Raw genomic sequence first — 14,782 nt, forward strand, 5'->3', positions numbered from 1 at the left:
ATACGATGGGAAAGATAACCGGGTTTATGGAATATGACCGTCAAGCACAACGAGAGCGTGACCCTTCCAAAAGAACGAAGGATTGGTTTGACTATACAATTCCACTGACTGTAGAAGAAGTACAACAACAGGGAGCTCGCTGCATGGATTGCGGCGTGCCAACCTGTCACACTGGCATGGAAATTGACGGAGTAACTACGGGTTGTCCTGTGTATCACCTTATTCCTGAGTGGAATGATCTTGTATACAAAGGGCAGTGGAAAGAAGCATTAAATAAAGAGCATGAAATGAATAACTTCCCTGAATTTACTGGTTTTGCATGTCCTGCACCTTGTGAGGGAGCATGTGTTCTAGGAATTAATGAGCCACCAGTGGCGATCCGAACAGTGGAAAGATCCATCATTGAAAAGGGATTTGATGAAGGTTGGGTAGTACCCGAACCTCCTGAGTCAAGAACCGGTAAAAAGGTTGCTGTTATAGGATCAGGTCCTGCCGGTTTAGCTGCTGCAGCGCAGCTAAATAAAGCAGGACATACTGTAACTGTTTTTGAGCGTAGCGACCGAATCGGTGGTTTACTAACTTATGGTATTCCTGAAATGAAACTGCCGTATGATGTCGTTCAACGACGAGTGAATATCCTTGAACAAGAAGGAATCACGTTTGTTACAAATACAGAAGTAGGGAAAGATTATACCGTTGAAGAGCTTGAAACTAATTTCGATAGCAGTATTCTTTGTGGTGGAGCAACAATTCACCGCGATGTAGAAGTAGAAGGCAGAGAATTGAAAGGTGTTCATTATGCAATGGATTTCCTTCATGCCAATACTAAAAGTCTTTTAGATTCAGAATTGGAAGACGGAAACTTTATTACTGCTAAAGATAAAAATGTTATTGTGATTGGAGGAGGGGACACAGGAACTGACTGTATTTCCACTTCTGTAAGACACGATTGCAAAAGCTTAACTCAATTTGATATTTATGATAAAAAAGTATCTGAACGTAATATGGATGTTAATCCATGGCCACAGTGGCCAGTCATTCACCGAATTGAATATGGTCAAAAAGAAGCTGCAGCTGTGTTTGGTGATGATCCAAGAGCTTATGCAGTTCAGACTACTAAATTCGTTGGTGATGAGAATGGACATGTTAAAGAAGTCCACACCATTAACGTAGAGCTAACTTTTGATGAAAAAGGTGCCCGCTTGCGTAAACCGATTCCAGGAACGGAAAAAGTTTGGCCAGCAGATTTAGTATTGCTTGCAATTGGTTTTAAGGGTCCTGAACAAGGCCTTCTATCTAAATTAGGTATTAAAACAAAAGCAAATTCTACTGTAGATGCTGAGTATGGAAAATATACGACTAATAAAGAAGGTATTTTCGCAGCCGGAGACATGCGTCGCGGTCAGAGTTTAATTGTATGGGCAATTAATGAAGGAAGAGAAGTTGCCAGGGAATGTGATCGATTCTTGATGGGAACAACGACTTTGCCTTAACCTTAAAAAATAGTAATGTAAGAAGACCACTGTCTATGTTTAACAGTGGTCTTCTTGTTATATAGGCTATAAAACTAGTAAAAAAGAAAGTAGTGTTAAATTTGAGTGTATTAAATAAGAATGTGAAACTTATTGCTTTAGATATGGACGGAACAGTGTTAAATAATGACCTTGAAATCTCAATAAAGAATCAACAAGTTATCGCCGAAGTATTAAATAGAGGAATTCCAGTTGTTTTAAGTACTGGCCGAACAATCATGACTTGCCGTCCGTTTTCAGATTTATTAAACCTGACCTCTTATTTAATTACCGTGAATGGCAGTGAAATCTGGCATACATCAGGAGATCTGATAGAACGTACGACTTTTACGTTAGAGCAAATAGAGATGTTAACATCTCTTAGAAATAAATATAGAACAAAATATTGGTCAACAAGTATTAATCATATATATCGGAATGAAATACCCGAGGAGCTTGCTTTACATGATTGGTTGAAATTTGGGTTTGATGTGGACGACGATCAAATAAGAGAAAAAATAATGACGATTTTAACACAAAACCAAACTTTTGAAATAACAAATTCAAGTTTAACGAATATCGAAGTGAATCCAGCTGGAGTAAACAAAGCAAATGCTTTGAAGAAAATATGTAAAGAGTTAGGTATTCAAATGGATAATGTTATGGCTATGGGAGATAGTCTTAATGACTTAGCCATGATAAAAGAGGCTGGAATTGGAATTGCGATGGGGAACGCTCAAGAGGCTGTAAAGAATGTAGCTGACTGGACAACGGTTAATAATACAGATGATGGCGTTGCAGTTGCTATCACTAAATTCGTCCTTCAATAAGTTTGGTTTTTGCTCTGAAAGAACAAGGTAATTCAAATTCTTTGCAGGCTTTCGATCCAGGCAAGCCGCCAGAGCTTTAGTTCCGCTCCAGGAGACCGTGGATCGTTCACGGAAAGCGAGTAGTCACGGATAACTTAAAATATATTTGCTGTTCAAAAGACAATTTCTATTATTCGTTTGACTGGATCGAAGCCAAACCAAATTAAACTGCCCATGATAAAAAAGACTGTGCCTTGAGCTAGAAAAGTAAACCCCCAAAAGCTGGCTGGTAAAAACGTTGATTTTGCTAACATTGTCGTATCTCCTGCTTGATCGCGTTGTTTCACACTTAAGACGAAAATGATCCAGCATGTAATAAAAGCTTGGACTAAAAGAGATAAACCAATAATATTTAGCACGATCTCATACCAATACATATATTCATTATAATAAAGAAAAGATAATCCAAGTATCACAGTTAATACCCATATCCAGCCAACTAGGTTTCTGACCCAAAATAACAAATTGTATGCTAGCAATAAAAAAATAGCCATCCCCACATAGAGGAAGAGATCCATCGATAAGGCATATAAATAGGCCACACTAAATACAGAGGCTAACGGGTATCCAGCTGCATAAGTAAGAACACGGCCAAACCAACTTCTATGACGGAATTCAGCAAGACCAGAAGTATTCCTGAAAATAGATATTGCGACAACTTGTCCACCAGTTAACGTAGCTACAAGTGCGTGTGCACTCTCATGAACCATCGTATTGAACATCGAAATATAAGGACCAATAATCGGCACAAATGAAATCGTTGCTATAACAGAAAAAAATAAAATATACTCCAACATTAAACATAACTCCACTCTTGTAAGCATTTCCTTGTTATTATAACAGAGAAAACAATCTATACCCTTAAAAATAATCGTCATAGTTTCCTATAGCATATTTCTTTAGATAAGATTCAGGCTTGTCACAATAATGTAGACAAGTTTTCTTCTCCTATGAATAGGCTCTTATAAAGGGAGGCTATGAAATGAAAATATTTGTCACTAAAAAAATCTATGTTATTTCTGGACTAATCTGTTTGGCCATTTTGTTAGGAGGTTATTTAACTTTCATGAACGCCCAGGGAAGAGCAGACAACGAGGGTGTACCTCACACAAATGAAAAAATGCAGATAAATCTTGTTACTGGTGAATTCAAATCTGAGACAGAAGATGGCGAAGAAATTGAAACGTATCGATGGGATCCTGGACACATTCATTTGCCGAAGGGGGAGCCCATAACGTTAAGCATTTATGGAGTCAATGGAATGGAACACCCTTTTATCATTGAAGGTACAGATATCAAGGGCACAGTCAAAAAGGGCGAAGAAACTTTATTGAATCTTCAATTTAACGAGGAGGGAACTTACCGGTTAGTTTGCACCTCTCATTCTTCGATTGAAAATAATGGACCTATGGTTGCTTACCTTGAAGTGAAATAAGAGCATTGAAGGTGTCTGGTAAGGTATTTTTACCTTTCCAGACACCTTCTTTAAACTTAGTCAGCGCCAAACAAGTGTTCCATTTGTTGTTCACGCTCTTTTTTTTCCAGATCTGTCGCCAAGTCATATTTTTTTAATAGGTGGAATGAAACATTTAATGTTTCTTGCGTCAAATTTTTCTCAAGAAATGTATGCCATTCTTGAACCACTTCATTTGGTAAAAAACTACTCTGATCTTTTAGTTTCTGCGTGACATCTTCCAAAGAATGGTCTAATTTACATTCACCCATTCATCATCACCTCCGATTTAGTTATTATGAATAGTATGGAGGAAAGATGTTGAAAAAGGAAGAGTTTCGGGTATAGTAATAGAAAGATCTTTTTAATTTTATTTTCCTTAAAATCAAGGGGGGTGTTGTAATAGTGAATAGTCAAGCTAGATTAGATGCTTTTCTAGTTGCTTTTAATGATAAAGAGGATTATGTCCAAGGACACAATATCGGACGTGATATGTTGTTAAATGGTGAGAACAGAAAACTAGCAAAGTTATTTGCTAGCTTATCAGGATTAGCCGAACAATTCTCAAAAGGTAAAAAGCAAGGCTTCCTAAAATTTAAAAAAATGGCCTTAAAACAGTTAGAGGAAATGCCCGAGCATCCCTTCGATGAGAAAGATTTACTTAGACAGATTCATGATCTTAACAATCTTTGTGTAAGTTCAAAGAACCAAACCGTACCACTCAAATTAAGAGTAAAATAATACTATGGAGAAGAAAGGAGAAACCATGATTACACGATATTTTACAATAAAAGAAGCGAATGAACTTTTACCTACTATCATAAAAGAAATTAACGAACTTAAAATGCTGCAACAAGATTTTGAATCAAAATTAAAAAAACTGGAAAGAGTCAAACATTCTATGCAGCTTGAGGTACGAAATGATACTGACAGTCTTTTTAAAATGGAAAGTGAAATAGAATTTATTGAGATGCAAGTACAATTACATGTCAATAATGTCCAGTTAACCGGAGCACAACTAAAAGGAATAGAAACTGCCCTAGTGGATTTCCCGGCAATTCATAACGATGAAGAGATTCTCCTATGTTGGAAGGAAGGTGAGTCGCATATTGCGTATTATCACAGTTTACAGGATGGATACTCGGGTAGAAAACCATTAGAATAACAAAAATAATTTCGATTATCTAAACGTATATGTAAAAGGGAGAAAATTATGAATTTAAGTATATTAGATCAATCGCCAGTTTCATCAGGTGCTACCGCTTCAGATGCTCTCCAAGCATCGATGCTACTTGCTCAGGAAGGAGAAAAGCTTGGTTATAAACGGTACTGGATCGCCGAGCATCACAATTATCCTGCCCTTGCAACCTCTTCTCCTGAGGTGATGTTAGGTTACATTGGTGCTAATACGTCATCCATTAGAATTGGAGCAGGAGCGATTTTACTTCCACATTACAAGCCCTATAAAGTTGCTGAAACTTTCCATTTACTAGCTACACTATTTCCGGGAAGAGTGGATTTAGGAATTGGTAGGTCACCTGGTGGATCAGCAGAAGCAATGATCGCACTATCAGGCAACTTTCTAGAAAATGTCCGAAAAACCCCCCAACTAGTGGAAGAGCTTCTATACTTCATAAATCGGAGTTTTCCTAATGATCATCAGTTTGCCCAATTAAATGCTCTACCAATACCTGATGTCAATCCGGAAACTTGGCTTCTTGGTACAAGTGGAAAGAGTGCTAATCTAGCTGCTGAGAAAGGTCTTTCCTATGCATTTGGGCATTTTATGACCGAAAAAGATGGCCCAAGTATTGTCCAACAGTATCGACAGCATTTTAGAGTAAATAGTTCCGGGCAACCATCACAAGTAATTGTTGCTGTTTCGGTTATATGTGCAGAAACGGAAGAAGAAGCTTATCGTATAGCATTGAGTTGCTTACTTTGGAGTATTCAAGCAAGTAGAGGGGTTACCAGTGGTATCCCATCAGTAGAAGAGGCAAGAGCTTATTCGTTTAATAAGGACGAGAAAAAGATACTCGAAAACCTTCGTTCAAGAATGGTTATCGGAAATGTGAGGAATGTTATAGAGCAACTGCGGAATTTACAATCAACTTACAAGGCTGATGAAATCATGATTGTAACGATTACACATAGTTATAAGGATAGACTTAAATCCTATGAACTTATAGCAGAAGAACTTGCTCTTTACATAAAGTAATCTCTCCGTTCTAATTTATACGTAAATTCTCTTCATCATATTTTTTAAATAAACAATGTGTTTAATAAAAGGGAAGGAGAGTTCGTAATATATGTTCAATGAAATCTTTAGCAATATTATTGAGAGTTTTTCCAATTATAGTTCTATGTATTTAAGAATATTAATCAGTGGAATTATTGGTTTTTTAATTGGATTGGACAGATCTTCCAAACAAAAACCTGCCGGGGTAAAAACATATATGTATGTAAGCATAGCTTGCACTCTCATTACTCTAGTTTCAATATATAGTGTAGATAAGTTCAGTCAGCCTGACATGGGAACAATGATGGACCCAATGCGTCTAGCGGCTCAAATTGTTACTGGTTTAGGCTTCCTTGGTGCCGGTGTTATTCTCAAGACAGGTTTACATGTCAAAGGTTTAACTTCGGCAGCTATGATTCTCTTTGCCGGAGGTGTAGGGATAGGGATTGGTGCTGGATTTTATGAAATCGTGTTTTTTGCTGTATTCGTAAGTTTTATTCTAGCCCGATTCGGAAATTGGCTTGAAAAATCAAAATGGCTAAGTGAAAAGGATGTGGAAGATTAAATAAGAAATAGGAGCCGAAAGAAGTTAGACTTCATTTCGGCTCCAAATAGCCTAGCAGTTATCTTGGTTGTTATTAGCTGCTTGGTTGCTCTTGTTGTTTTGATTTAAGAGTTCCTCACTAAATTCTACGTTTGCATTGTCTACGTTTAATTCGTTGTTGCGATTGTTTTTAGCATTTGCTGCGTTTTTAGCATTATTGTTGGCGTTATTAGCATTGTTGTTGTTTGCATTGTTGTTTGACATCTTATATCACCTCCCGAGAATTATTTTCTCCCCCAAATAGTTTTTAATACAAAAAATTAAATAAAAGAAATAATCATTTCTGGAAAATGAACGATTCAATGAATTACATAATGATTTGAACTAATAGGGCAGTAAGAAACCCTAAGGCTGCCCCAACTATAATATCAGAAGGGTAATGAAGTCCTAAGGCTACTCTAGAAACACCTACAAGTAAACCAATTATAAGAAGAAATGGTATAAAAACGGGAGCATAAATCATGATAGGGGTAGTAAAAGAAAAAATCGCAGTCGTGTGACCGGACGGAAAAGACGAGTCTTTTAGAGGATTTGCAGCAACAATAGAACACTTGTTAGTAAGGTAAGGTCTTTGTCGTGAGAATTGTTTTTTTATCAGATACACCGTTGTGTGACTAACGAGTAACGCCACAGCAGACTGAAAAGCAATAATTTGCCATGCTTCTTGTGCAAATAGTAGAAACAGGCATGCTAATGATACTGTGCAAATGCCCCCTCCTAAATGGGTAACCAATGTCATTCCTTTATGGTACATTGAATGAGATTGATTCATCATCCGAAACAGAGCAAGATCTGTGTGAATAATCCACTCCCTTGATCTTATCACGTGTCAAACCTCCTTTTAATTTAACCAGCATTATGTTCATCTTAAGCATATAGAAATTAGTTTAAGATAATATAATTTTCATATGAAGGTTTTACAAAGATTGTATAAACGACAGAAAAAAATGTCTATGCGTTATGAGTTCTCAAGAAAATAGAAGGATGGGTTTTCTTAGACACGCTTGGCGTAAAGATAGCTCTCCACCATAAATTATCCATAAATAAAAGCTCATTTCTATAAAATGAGCCAAATGTTTAGTCTTCATCTCGAATGGAAACCCCGTGATTAGACTTATTGTTTTCGATTAAGCGATACAAATGAACCGTTAAAAGCCCACGCTGGTAAAAAGCATCCATTTTATCTCGTCTAACAGAAAAAGGAAGCTCTACAATTCGTTTAAAAGGACCTTCATAAAGTTCTTTTTGAATTAAGTGAAAACCGTTATTTTCGAGACTAGAAGTACCACTGACTTCCAGTGTTTTTTCATTGATATTCAACCGAATATCATCTAGTTTTTTTATTCCTGGCAAGAAAATGAGACAAATTAATTCATTTCCAGATTCATATACGTTTGCTTTTGGTTGATGATGATCATTACCATCAAAAATGCCATTAAAACTACTCCAAAAATCATCTTCGAAAAATTTCTTAAAAGGTTTATTCCAATTTTGCGAATAATCTTCCAAAAATCTCACCTCTTTACAGGTTAATTTATTTCAGGCTTTCGCATTCACATTATTGCTCGGCCCTATATCCGAATTTGGATCTCCTTGTAACTGTCTAATATGTTTCACTCTTGATTCTGCGTCAATTACTTTAGTGGACCCGATGAGTAAAACTCCAGAGGCTGAAACACTCGTAATATCAATTTTGTTCACATAAATCGAAGAGGAATCATTAACTCTAGTAAAATTAATATGCTCGTTAATAAGCGCTTTCGGTAAAGGCATTGTAAAAATAGGATAAGCATCAAAGTCACCTTCGTCCCCGTAAAACCGTTCAAATTCTCGTTGTACAGCCAAGGCATTTGCACGAGGTTTGATACTCCATGAGTCACCAATTTCAAAAACAGAGTTCAAGGAAACATCTGTAACATGTATCTTATTAACAATCGATGTTCTTTTAAACAATTTATATAACTCCTTACGACCGGGAAAGTGGAACAAACGGTCCAATAATTAACGATTCTGGTGGTGTATCAAAAACAGAAGATAATGATATAGAATCAGTATCTCCAACAAGAAAAACCGATGAACTAGTTACACCAATAATTCGAACATTGTCTACACATACTTGTTTGTTTACGACGGTAAAATTCATGCCTATTCATTCTCCTTTCTTGGTAAATGCCTGACAAATTCTACACATGTATTATGAATGTCTTCTTTTACTTTACTTATTGTCATGTTTTTGAGTCTTTCACTTTCTTCTTGAGTTAAATTATTCAGGTCGGTTTTGCTTAAGTAATGCTCTATTCGACTATCTATTTGTTTTCTGATGTCTTCAACAATGTATTCGCGATAATCATTATTTAATGGCTTGTTATATTGATTTTCAATTGATTCAATATCCCGAAATGATTCCTCGTTAAGGTACTCATGCACTTGTTCTTGAATAGTTCTGAAAAACTCTGAATTCTGTTGCTTAACAGGAGGTACATTTAAATCTTGTTGGTTAACTGAAAAATCGTCAATAGTCCCTTGACCGTGATTTGGACTGAGACCGATATTCAAAGTACCTTCCAGTCGCTCAATTTTTAATTGATCAAATTTATAATCAATCCTGTCAACTCGTGAAACATGATTTTCTTTTAAAGTCGCCATCTCATTTTTGAGTTGCTCATTGTCTGTCTCAAGCTTAGAAATCCTTTCATATTGGGAGTTTAAATGCCAATACAATTGTTGGATTTGCTGTATTACATCTGGGTTATTATTATACATACAACCTCCTCCTTAAATTATCATCTTTAAAAATCTAACCAGTAGGAGGAGCAAGAGGCACGAGCGGAGTTACCTCAGGTGCTTCCTGAGAGGTTTCAGCTCCCGGTGCCGGTTCAGTAAATCCTCCTGTATTATAAAGGTTAGATAATGATTTAATAATTCCAGCACTCCCAATTTGAAATACAGAAGAGTTCGTTATCCCGTCAATTTTCAAATTGTGGATCGTTATATTTTGATTTATGTGGAAGTTCATACTTTCCTCCTTTTAAATAACTGAACTGACATTTGAATCCGCTACATCTCTGTCATACGTATTGGTGGAACTTTGATTGTTTCTAACCCTTAAACCATCACCTGTGTTAAATGATCCGGATCCTGCAAATGTTTTAGCGGTGCTAACGGGGGCAATCGTAAATACATCACCTATATTAAACACGCCACTGCTCGAGACAGCTATTACTTTCACGGCACCTACCAAAGCTGGCATAAATAATCATCCTTTAATAAACTGTTTAACTTATAGTAGCCTATGTAAATCCGTGAAAATTGTTCATATTATTAAGTAAAAAGGAATAGTTGAGAGGGGATATAGGAATAATGGAATCATTTTAAGAATTTATCAACGAAGAGATAAAACCAGAAGGAGATGGAGGGGAGAGTAGTAATAGTACTTAGTACTGAATTTAATCGATGCGTTTATTCCTACTACCTCCTTTATTACAGCTAATACTCATTGCTTATCCTCCAGTCTTCAAAGGAGAATTTTGTTTAAGTCTCATTCCCCTTAAGCATTACCAGTTTGATTTTGATCTACAACATCTGGATCTGCTGTATTGTTTATGTTAATTCCGTTATTGGTCACGATAAAATCCCCCGTATTACCTGCTCCAGAACCAGAAACTGATTTTGTAGTGCTTTTTGGAGAAATATTTTGAGTATCGCCGAAGTTAATGACTCCTCCATTTGAGTTAATTTTAAAGGAACCGACAATTGAAGGCATAGAAACACCCTTTTCAATTTCTGTATTTCTATATTTTTATTCTGCCACAGAAAAATGGTTACATCTCAGCTAATAGTTGTATTATCTTTCGCTCACACCTACAATATAAATTTGAATTATGAGAACTTCTTTTAATATTTTGCGCCTTGAACATGTTAGTATTACTATACAATCACTGATTTTGGAGGTAAGGCATGAGCAATTGGTTCCCGAAACTTTATAACCCGCTTATGAAGCCATTGGAAAAAATAGGCTTCGGAAATATCCGAAAAGAACTGCTTTTAAATGCAAAGGGGCAGGTTCTGGAAATAGGTTCTGGAACAGGATTTAATTTCTCTTATTATAAACATGCCGATAAGGTCGTAGCAGTTGAACCGGCAACGCAAATGAAGGAACAGTCCTTTATCCAGATAAAAAAAGCCTCTGTTCCAATAGAAGTAATATCAGCAAGTGGTGAAAAACTACCATTTGCTGATAATTCTTTTGATACGGTCGTAGGAACTTTGGTCCTGTGTACTATTCCTAATCCTGAGCAAGCTTTAAAAGAAATGCGAAGAGTTTGTAAACCAAATGGAAAAATCCTGCTTTTTGAACATGTCCGCTTAGAAAATAAGTTTTTCGGTTCGCTTCAAGATTGGTTGACTCCTTTTTGGAAACATATATGTGACGGGTGTCATCTAAATCGAAATACTCTTCAATTAATCGAACAAACAGGGCTTCAAGTCGATATGATAGAAAAACATTATAAGAAAATCTTTCTTGTTATTGAAGCTTCAATAATAAGTAATGACTATGAAAGGCGGTCCGAGATTGAAAACATCTAGAAAAAAGCTTGTCACTATAGGTGCAGCGTTAACTTCTATTGTTTGTTTTTCTTATGAGCAAAACAATCGCATTTCAAGCAGTGAAATTACTATTAAGTCAGAGAAGCTTCCACAAAGCTTTGATAATTTCAACATTGTTCAGCTGTCAGATTTACATAATAAATCTTTCAGAAAAAATCATAGTAAGTTAGTGAAGAAGGTGATTCATGCAAACCCTAATATCATTCTTTTTACAGGCGATTTAGTTGATAAAAGAAGTTACCGTCCAGAGATAAGTTTAATTCTTATGAAGAAATTAGTTAAAATTGCTCCAGTCTATTATGTGACCGGTAATCATGAATGGGCAACAGGACACTTTCATGAATTCGAGAATAGTTTAATCAATCTTGGTGTTCACGTACTGAGAAACACCTATAAAGAGCTTGTCGTTGGGGATGAGATCATTCATTTACTTGGAATCGATGATCCGTCAAGCTTGGCCGAACCTATCAGAGAAAGACAATCAACTGGTGAGACATTAAGAACCCTTTTTAAAGAAATAGATAATAAGAGTAGCTATAAAATATTATTATCACATCGTCCAGAATTTTTGTCACTGTATGCACAATTTGACATTGATCTGATATTTTCAGGACATGCTCACGGGGGCCAGTTTAGATTTCCCGTTTTAGGGGGCTTATTTGCTCCTCATCAAGGATTTTTACCTCGTTATACTTCAGGTATAAATATAGAAAAGAATTCCACATTGATTGTCAACAGGGGACTTGGTAACAGTCTTTTTCCGCAAAGAATTTTCAACAGACCGGAAATCATTGTAACAAAATTATCCGTAATGAGATAATTTTGTTTAGATTAAAGTTTGTGAAAGATATAGTTAAAGGGATGTTTTTTTATTTTTAACATATCCTAAGAAGACTACAAGGTAACCCTTGTAGTCTTTTTCTCTTAAATCAATTCCAGTAGAAGAAGCATATAAATAAAGTATTGCTAATTCAAACGAGCTCATTCACCTCTTGAAACTAATCTTTTAATAATATAAAGGCTCTGTTAAATCCGAATGCTGTCAACAATTGATTAAGAGGGAAACTTGTCCCCACAACAAATGATTTTTGTTTGCAACGCCAAAATTGCCGAAAACAGCCTTCCATGTAACAAAGCCTATTGAAAAGAAAGATGCAGGTGTAGTTATGATGAAAAATTTAACCGTATTGAACTACTCATTTGAAAATTCTCAAGAAAAAAATATGACTTTCGACCATGTATTCAACAGAATCGTTCGTTTTATGAAACGAAACCCAAATGGAAATTATCGTTTGATGGTAGGAACGGATTCGCAAATTCACCCTAGGTGCACAAGATATATTACAGGGATTGTTATTAAACAAGAAGGAAAAGGCGCATGGGCCTGCCTACGGAGAAACGTAGTCTCTAGAAAAATGACAAATTTACATGAAAGAATATCATATGAGACATCTTTAACTGAGGAAGTAGCTTCTCTTTTCACACCCGAAAGAAAAGACGAACTAATAAATATTGTTTTACCATACATTTACAAAGGATCGTCCTTTACCATTGAAGGGCACATTGACATTGGATCTGGAGAAAGAAACAAAACAAGAATTTATGTTCGGGAAATGGTATCAAGAATTGAATCGATTGGTATGGACCCGAAAATAAAACCAGATTCCTTCGTAGCAAGTGGTTATGCAAATAGATATACAAAATAAATTCTGCTTGATCTATGAAAGGGAGAGTGCCTTAAATATTGTTTAGAGGGATACCTTTTTTTTAAAAGGGTGTTTTTACTATGATAAATATGGTATTATTCTTCATGGTGGCATGTATTGGATAAAACCTATCGCAGTAGGGTATTAGACTATTACTTATCCCGCTAGAGTCCTCGCCTTTAGCTTCTTTAAAACATTTTCCAAATACCGGAAATATTTTTGGGGGTCACTTTCTAAAAAAGTAATATTTTATGATAACAAAGCCGTAAATTAAGGAGAAACACAATGAAAAAGTTTTTAGTAATAATAACTATTCTGCTACTAGGCTTTATAGGACTTTCTAAATATATATTTGCCCAAGATGGGTTTGATATTAAAGTCATAAATGAAACAAATAAAGAGATATCAGGTATATACTTAACTTATGATCATATAAAGTCAGATATAATCGTACCTTCAATTGAACAAGGGGAAGTATATAAACTTAACGTAAATCCGACCGAGACCTTTGTGGAAAATGCGATGAAACTACAATATAAAGATAAGGAAGAAAAATTACACACAGAATATGTTATTGGCTATTTTGAAAAAGGGTATTCTGGTAAAGCTGAAATTACAATAAAATCAGTGGATGAAAACGGAAAACTAGACATTGAAATCGTACAAAACGCATCGGCATATTGAACTTAGTTTATTAATAACAATGTATTTTTCCAGAATAATAGATTCACTTAACCAAAAAACTGCCTTGAGTTTTTAACTATCAAGGCAGTTTTAATATTGTATCTTATATTCCATGAGATCAATTATTACTAATTCACTATCTCACTAATTTTCTTAATATCATTGGCTATATAATCCGGTCTGACTTCCATTTCCTCAGTTGGGGCATCTTTTCGGTTTACCCATAATGTTTTAAATCCAAAGGTTTTTGCGCCAATAATATCCCAACTATTTGATGACACAAACAGTACTTCTTCCCGGGTAAGATTGAGTTTCTTCAAAACTTGGTAATAAGATGCTGCACTTGGCTTATATTGTTTATGATCATCTACACTTATTACTTGATGAATATGTTCTGCTAGGACCGAATTTTTGACTAACGGTTCTAACATATCTCGTGAACCATTCGAGAAAATTACCAACTGTTTGTTATTTACTTGCTCAAGAACTTTTTCTACCTCTGGATAGACATCCAAAGATAAGTATTCTTTAAGAAGAATGCTTTCTTTCTCTTCATCAAGACTCACATCACATGCTTTACAAGCGTATCTTAATGCTTCTTTAGTTACAGTATAAAAAGGAACATAATTTCCTGTTAGCTGCCTTAAAAATGAATACTCAATTTGCTTTTCTCTCCAAAGAACACTTATCCTTTTACCCAGGTTTGGAAAAACTATTTCACATTTTTTCTCAATGGAATAGACATTATACAGTGTTCCGTATGCATCAAATACAATTGTTTTTATCATAGGTAAATAACCTCCGATAATTAATTATGGCTGAAATCCTATATACTATTGTTTTAATAAGAATAGGGACACACTTGCATTCGCGGCAAGCAGAGTCTTCCCACTAACAATACTTTACCTCTTCTACAACTGCTAGTCTCTACAGAGCCATTGCCTTTAGCTTCTTCAAATTGCTCTCGATTTACGAAATCGTTCGATCTTTGACCCAATCATAGTGCAAATGGATGAAAAAGTGAAGAAAACTTGTCTAACTTTTTTTCCGGTGTATGATAGCTTACATTCATAATTGTTTATTATCCTGTACTTTAGGTAATAGCAAG

General features: G+C 35.6%; 23 protein-coding genes. 11 read left to right on the forward strand and 12 right to left on the reverse strand.

Annotation, left to right across the window (positions count from 1 at the left end; genetic code table 11):
• Positions 1-5: 5 nt before the first annotated feature.
• Together CEF18_RS08595 and CEF18_RS08600 are read left to right on the forward strand one after the other, a co-directional pair.
• A complete protein-coding gene (locus tag CEF18_RS08595) occupies positions 6-1,493 on the forward strand; it encodes a glutamate synthase subunit beta (RefSeq protein ID WP_110936083.1) in 1,488 nt (495 codons plus the stop codon).
• Between the two features lie 101 nt (positions 1,494-1,594).
• A complete protein-coding gene (locus CEF18_RS08600) occupies positions 1,595-2,341 on the forward strand; it encodes a Cof-type HAD-IIB family hydrolase (protein WP_110936084.1) in 747 nt (248 codons plus the stop codon).
• 152 nt (positions 2,342-2,493) lie between these two features.
• Here the strand turns inward: CEF18_RS08600 and CEF18_RS08605 are convergent, their stop codons facing one another.
• Positions 2,494-3,177, reverse strand: coding sequence for a M50 family metallopeptidase (locus tag CEF18_RS08605; RefSeq protein WP_183040927.1), 684 nt, complete (start codon positions 3,175-3,177; stop codon positions 2,494-2,496).
• 185 nt (positions 3,178-3,362) lie between these two features.
• Between CEF18_RS08605 and CEF18_RS08610 the strand changes: the two genes are divergently transcribed.
• Positions 3,363-3,815 (forward strand): cupredoxin domain-containing protein, encoded by a 453-nt coding sequence (locus CEF18_RS08610; protein ID WP_110936086.1) that lies wholly within the window; start codon positions 3,363-3,365, stop codon positions 3,813-3,815.
• 56 nt (positions 3,816-3,871) lie between these two features.
• On the opposite strand, the gene CEF18_RS08615 is transcribed toward CEF18_RS08610, so the two are convergent.
• Positions 3,872-4,105, reverse strand: coding sequence for a group-specific protein (locus tag CEF18_RS08615; protein WP_110936087.1), 234 nt, complete (start codon positions 4,103-4,105; stop codon positions 3,872-3,874).
• A gap of 133 nt (positions 4,106-4,238) precedes the next feature.
• Between CEF18_RS08615 and CEF18_RS08620 the strand changes: the two genes are divergently transcribed.
• The 4 genes from CEF18_RS08620 to CEF18_RS08635 all read left to right on the forward strand — a co-directional run bounded on the left by CEF18_RS08620 (position 4,239) and on the right by CEF18_RS08635 (position 6,637).
• Positions 4,239-4,574 carry a hypothetical protein gene (locus CEF18_RS08620; RefSeq protein ID WP_110936088.1) on the forward strand — a complete coding sequence of 112 codons (336 nt, stop codon included), beginning with the start codon at positions 4,239-4,241 and terminating at the stop codon, positions 4,572-4,574.
• Positions 4,575-4,599: 25 nt separating this feature from the next.
• Positions 4,600-4,998 (forward strand): DUF2203 domain-containing protein, encoded by a 399-nt coding sequence (locus CEF18_RS08625; RefSeq protein WP_183040926.1) that lies wholly within the window; start codon positions 4,600-4,602, stop codon positions 4,996-4,998.
• 48 nt (positions 4,999-5,046) lie between these two features.
• Complete coding sequence (locus tag CEF18_RS08630) at positions 5,047-6,051, forward strand: LLM class flavin-dependent oxidoreductase (RefSeq protein WP_110936090.1); 1,005 nt, start codon at positions 5,047-5,049, stop codon at positions 6,049-6,051.
• Between the two features lie 91 nt (positions 6,052-6,142).
• Positions 6,143-6,637, forward strand: coding sequence for an MgtC/SapB family protein (locus CEF18_RS08635; RefSeq protein ID WP_183040925.1), 495 nt, complete (start codon positions 6,143-6,145; stop codon positions 6,635-6,637).
• Positions 6,638-6,688: 51 nt separating this feature from the next.
• On the opposite strand, the gene CEF18_RS08640 is transcribed toward CEF18_RS08635, so the two are convergent.
• From CEF18_RS08640 to CEF18_RS08680, 9 genes are all read right to left on the reverse strand, one after another.
• Complete coding sequence (locus CEF18_RS08640; RefSeq protein WP_110936091.1) at positions 6,689-6,880, reverse strand: hypothetical protein; 192 nt, start codon at positions 6,878-6,880, stop codon at positions 6,689-6,691.
• Positions 6,881-6,983: 103 nt separating this feature from the next.
• The gene (locus tag CEF18_RS08645) at positions 6,984-7,502 is read right to left on the reverse strand and encodes a phosphatase PAP2 family protein (RefSeq protein ID WP_110936092.1); all 519 of its coding nucleotides are present in this window, start codon (positions 7,500-7,502) and stop codon (positions 6,984-6,986) included.
• Between the two features lie 251 nt (positions 7,503-7,753).
• Entirely contained in the window at positions 7,754-8,185 is a 432-nt protein-coding gene (locus CEF18_RS08650; RefSeq protein WP_183040924.1) for an Hsp20/alpha crystallin family protein, read from the reverse strand.
• Positions 8,186-8,215: 30 nt separating this feature from the next.
• Complete coding sequence (locus CEF18_RS08655; RefSeq protein WP_110936094.1) at positions 8,216-8,629, reverse strand: spore germination protein GerPE; 414 nt, start codon at positions 8,627-8,629, stop codon at positions 8,216-8,218.
• 13 nt (positions 8,630-8,642) lie between these two features.
• Complete coding sequence (locus tag CEF18_RS08660) at positions 8,643-8,819, reverse strand: spore gernimation protein GerPD (RefSeq protein WP_110936095.1); 177 nt, start codon at positions 8,817-8,819, stop codon at positions 8,643-8,645.
• A gap of 2 nt (positions 8,820-8,821) precedes the next feature.
• Positions 8,822-9,439 carry a spore germination protein GerPC gene (gene gerPC, locus CEF18_RS08665; RefSeq protein WP_110936096.1) on the reverse strand — a complete coding sequence of 206 codons (618 nt, stop codon included), beginning with the start codon at positions 9,437-9,439 and terminating at the stop codon, positions 8,822-8,824.
• 34 nt (positions 9,440-9,473) lie between these two features.
• Positions 9,474-9,692, reverse strand: a complete 219-nt coding sequence (locus tag CEF18_RS08670; RefSeq protein ID WP_110936097.1) for a spore germination protein GerPB — start codon at positions 9,690-9,692, stop codon at positions 9,474-9,476.
• Positions 9,693-9,704: 12 nt separating this feature from the next.
• A complete protein-coding gene (locus CEF18_RS08675; RefSeq protein WP_110936098.1) occupies positions 9,705-9,926 on the reverse strand; it encodes a spore germination protein in 222 nt (73 codons plus the stop codon).
• Positions 9,927-10,223: 297 nt separating this feature from the next.
• Complete coding sequence (locus CEF18_RS08680) at positions 10,224-10,439, reverse strand: spore germination protein (protein ID WP_110936099.1); 216 nt, start codon at positions 10,437-10,439, stop codon at positions 10,224-10,226.
• A gap of 194 nt (positions 10,440-10,633) precedes the next feature.
• On the opposite strand from CEF18_RS08680, the gene CEF18_RS08685 reads away from it, so the two are divergent.
• The 4 genes from CEF18_RS08685 (at position 10,634) to CEF18_RS08700 (ending at position 13,674) form a co-directional block, all read left to right on the forward strand.
• On the forward strand, positions 10,634-11,263 hold the full coding sequence (locus CEF18_RS08685) for a class I SAM-dependent methyltransferase (RefSeq protein ID WP_110936100.1): 630 nt from the start codon (positions 10,634-10,636) through the stop codon (positions 11,261-11,263).
• Positions 11,250-12,104, forward strand: coding sequence for a metallophosphoesterase (locus tag CEF18_RS08690; protein ID WP_223292273.1), 855 nt, complete (start codon positions 11,250-11,252; stop codon positions 12,102-12,104). The genes CEF18_RS08685 and CEF18_RS08690 overlap by 14 nt, the downstream gene beginning before the upstream one ends.
• A 349-nt stretch (positions 12,105-12,453) precedes the next feature.
• On the forward strand, positions 12,454-12,990 hold the full coding sequence (locus CEF18_RS08695; RefSeq protein ID WP_110937635.1) for a ribonuclease H-like YkuK family protein: 537 nt from the start codon (positions 12,454-12,456) through the stop codon (positions 12,988-12,990).
• A gap of 285 nt (positions 12,991-13,275) precedes the next feature.
• Positions 13,276-13,674 carry a hypothetical protein gene (locus CEF18_RS08700; RefSeq protein ID WP_110936102.1) on the forward strand — a complete coding sequence of 133 codons (399 nt, stop codon included), beginning with the start codon at positions 13,276-13,278 and terminating at the stop codon, positions 13,672-13,674.
• A gap of 128 nt (positions 13,675-13,802) precedes the next feature.
• Here the strand turns inward: CEF18_RS08700 and CEF18_RS08705 are convergent, their stop codons facing one another.
• Positions 13,803-14,462: a haloacid dehalogenase type II gene (locus tag CEF18_RS08705; RefSeq protein WP_110936103.1), complete on the reverse strand. Its 660-nt coding sequence runs from the start codon at positions 14,460-14,462 to the stop codon at positions 13,803-13,805.
• Positions 14,463-14,782: the final 320 nt, after the last annotated feature.

This window comes from Salipaludibacillus neizhouensis, assembly GCF_002886185.1.
GTDB lineage: Bacteria > Bacillota > Bacilli > Bacillales > Salisediminibacteriaceae > Salipaludibacillus > Salipaludibacillus neizhouensis.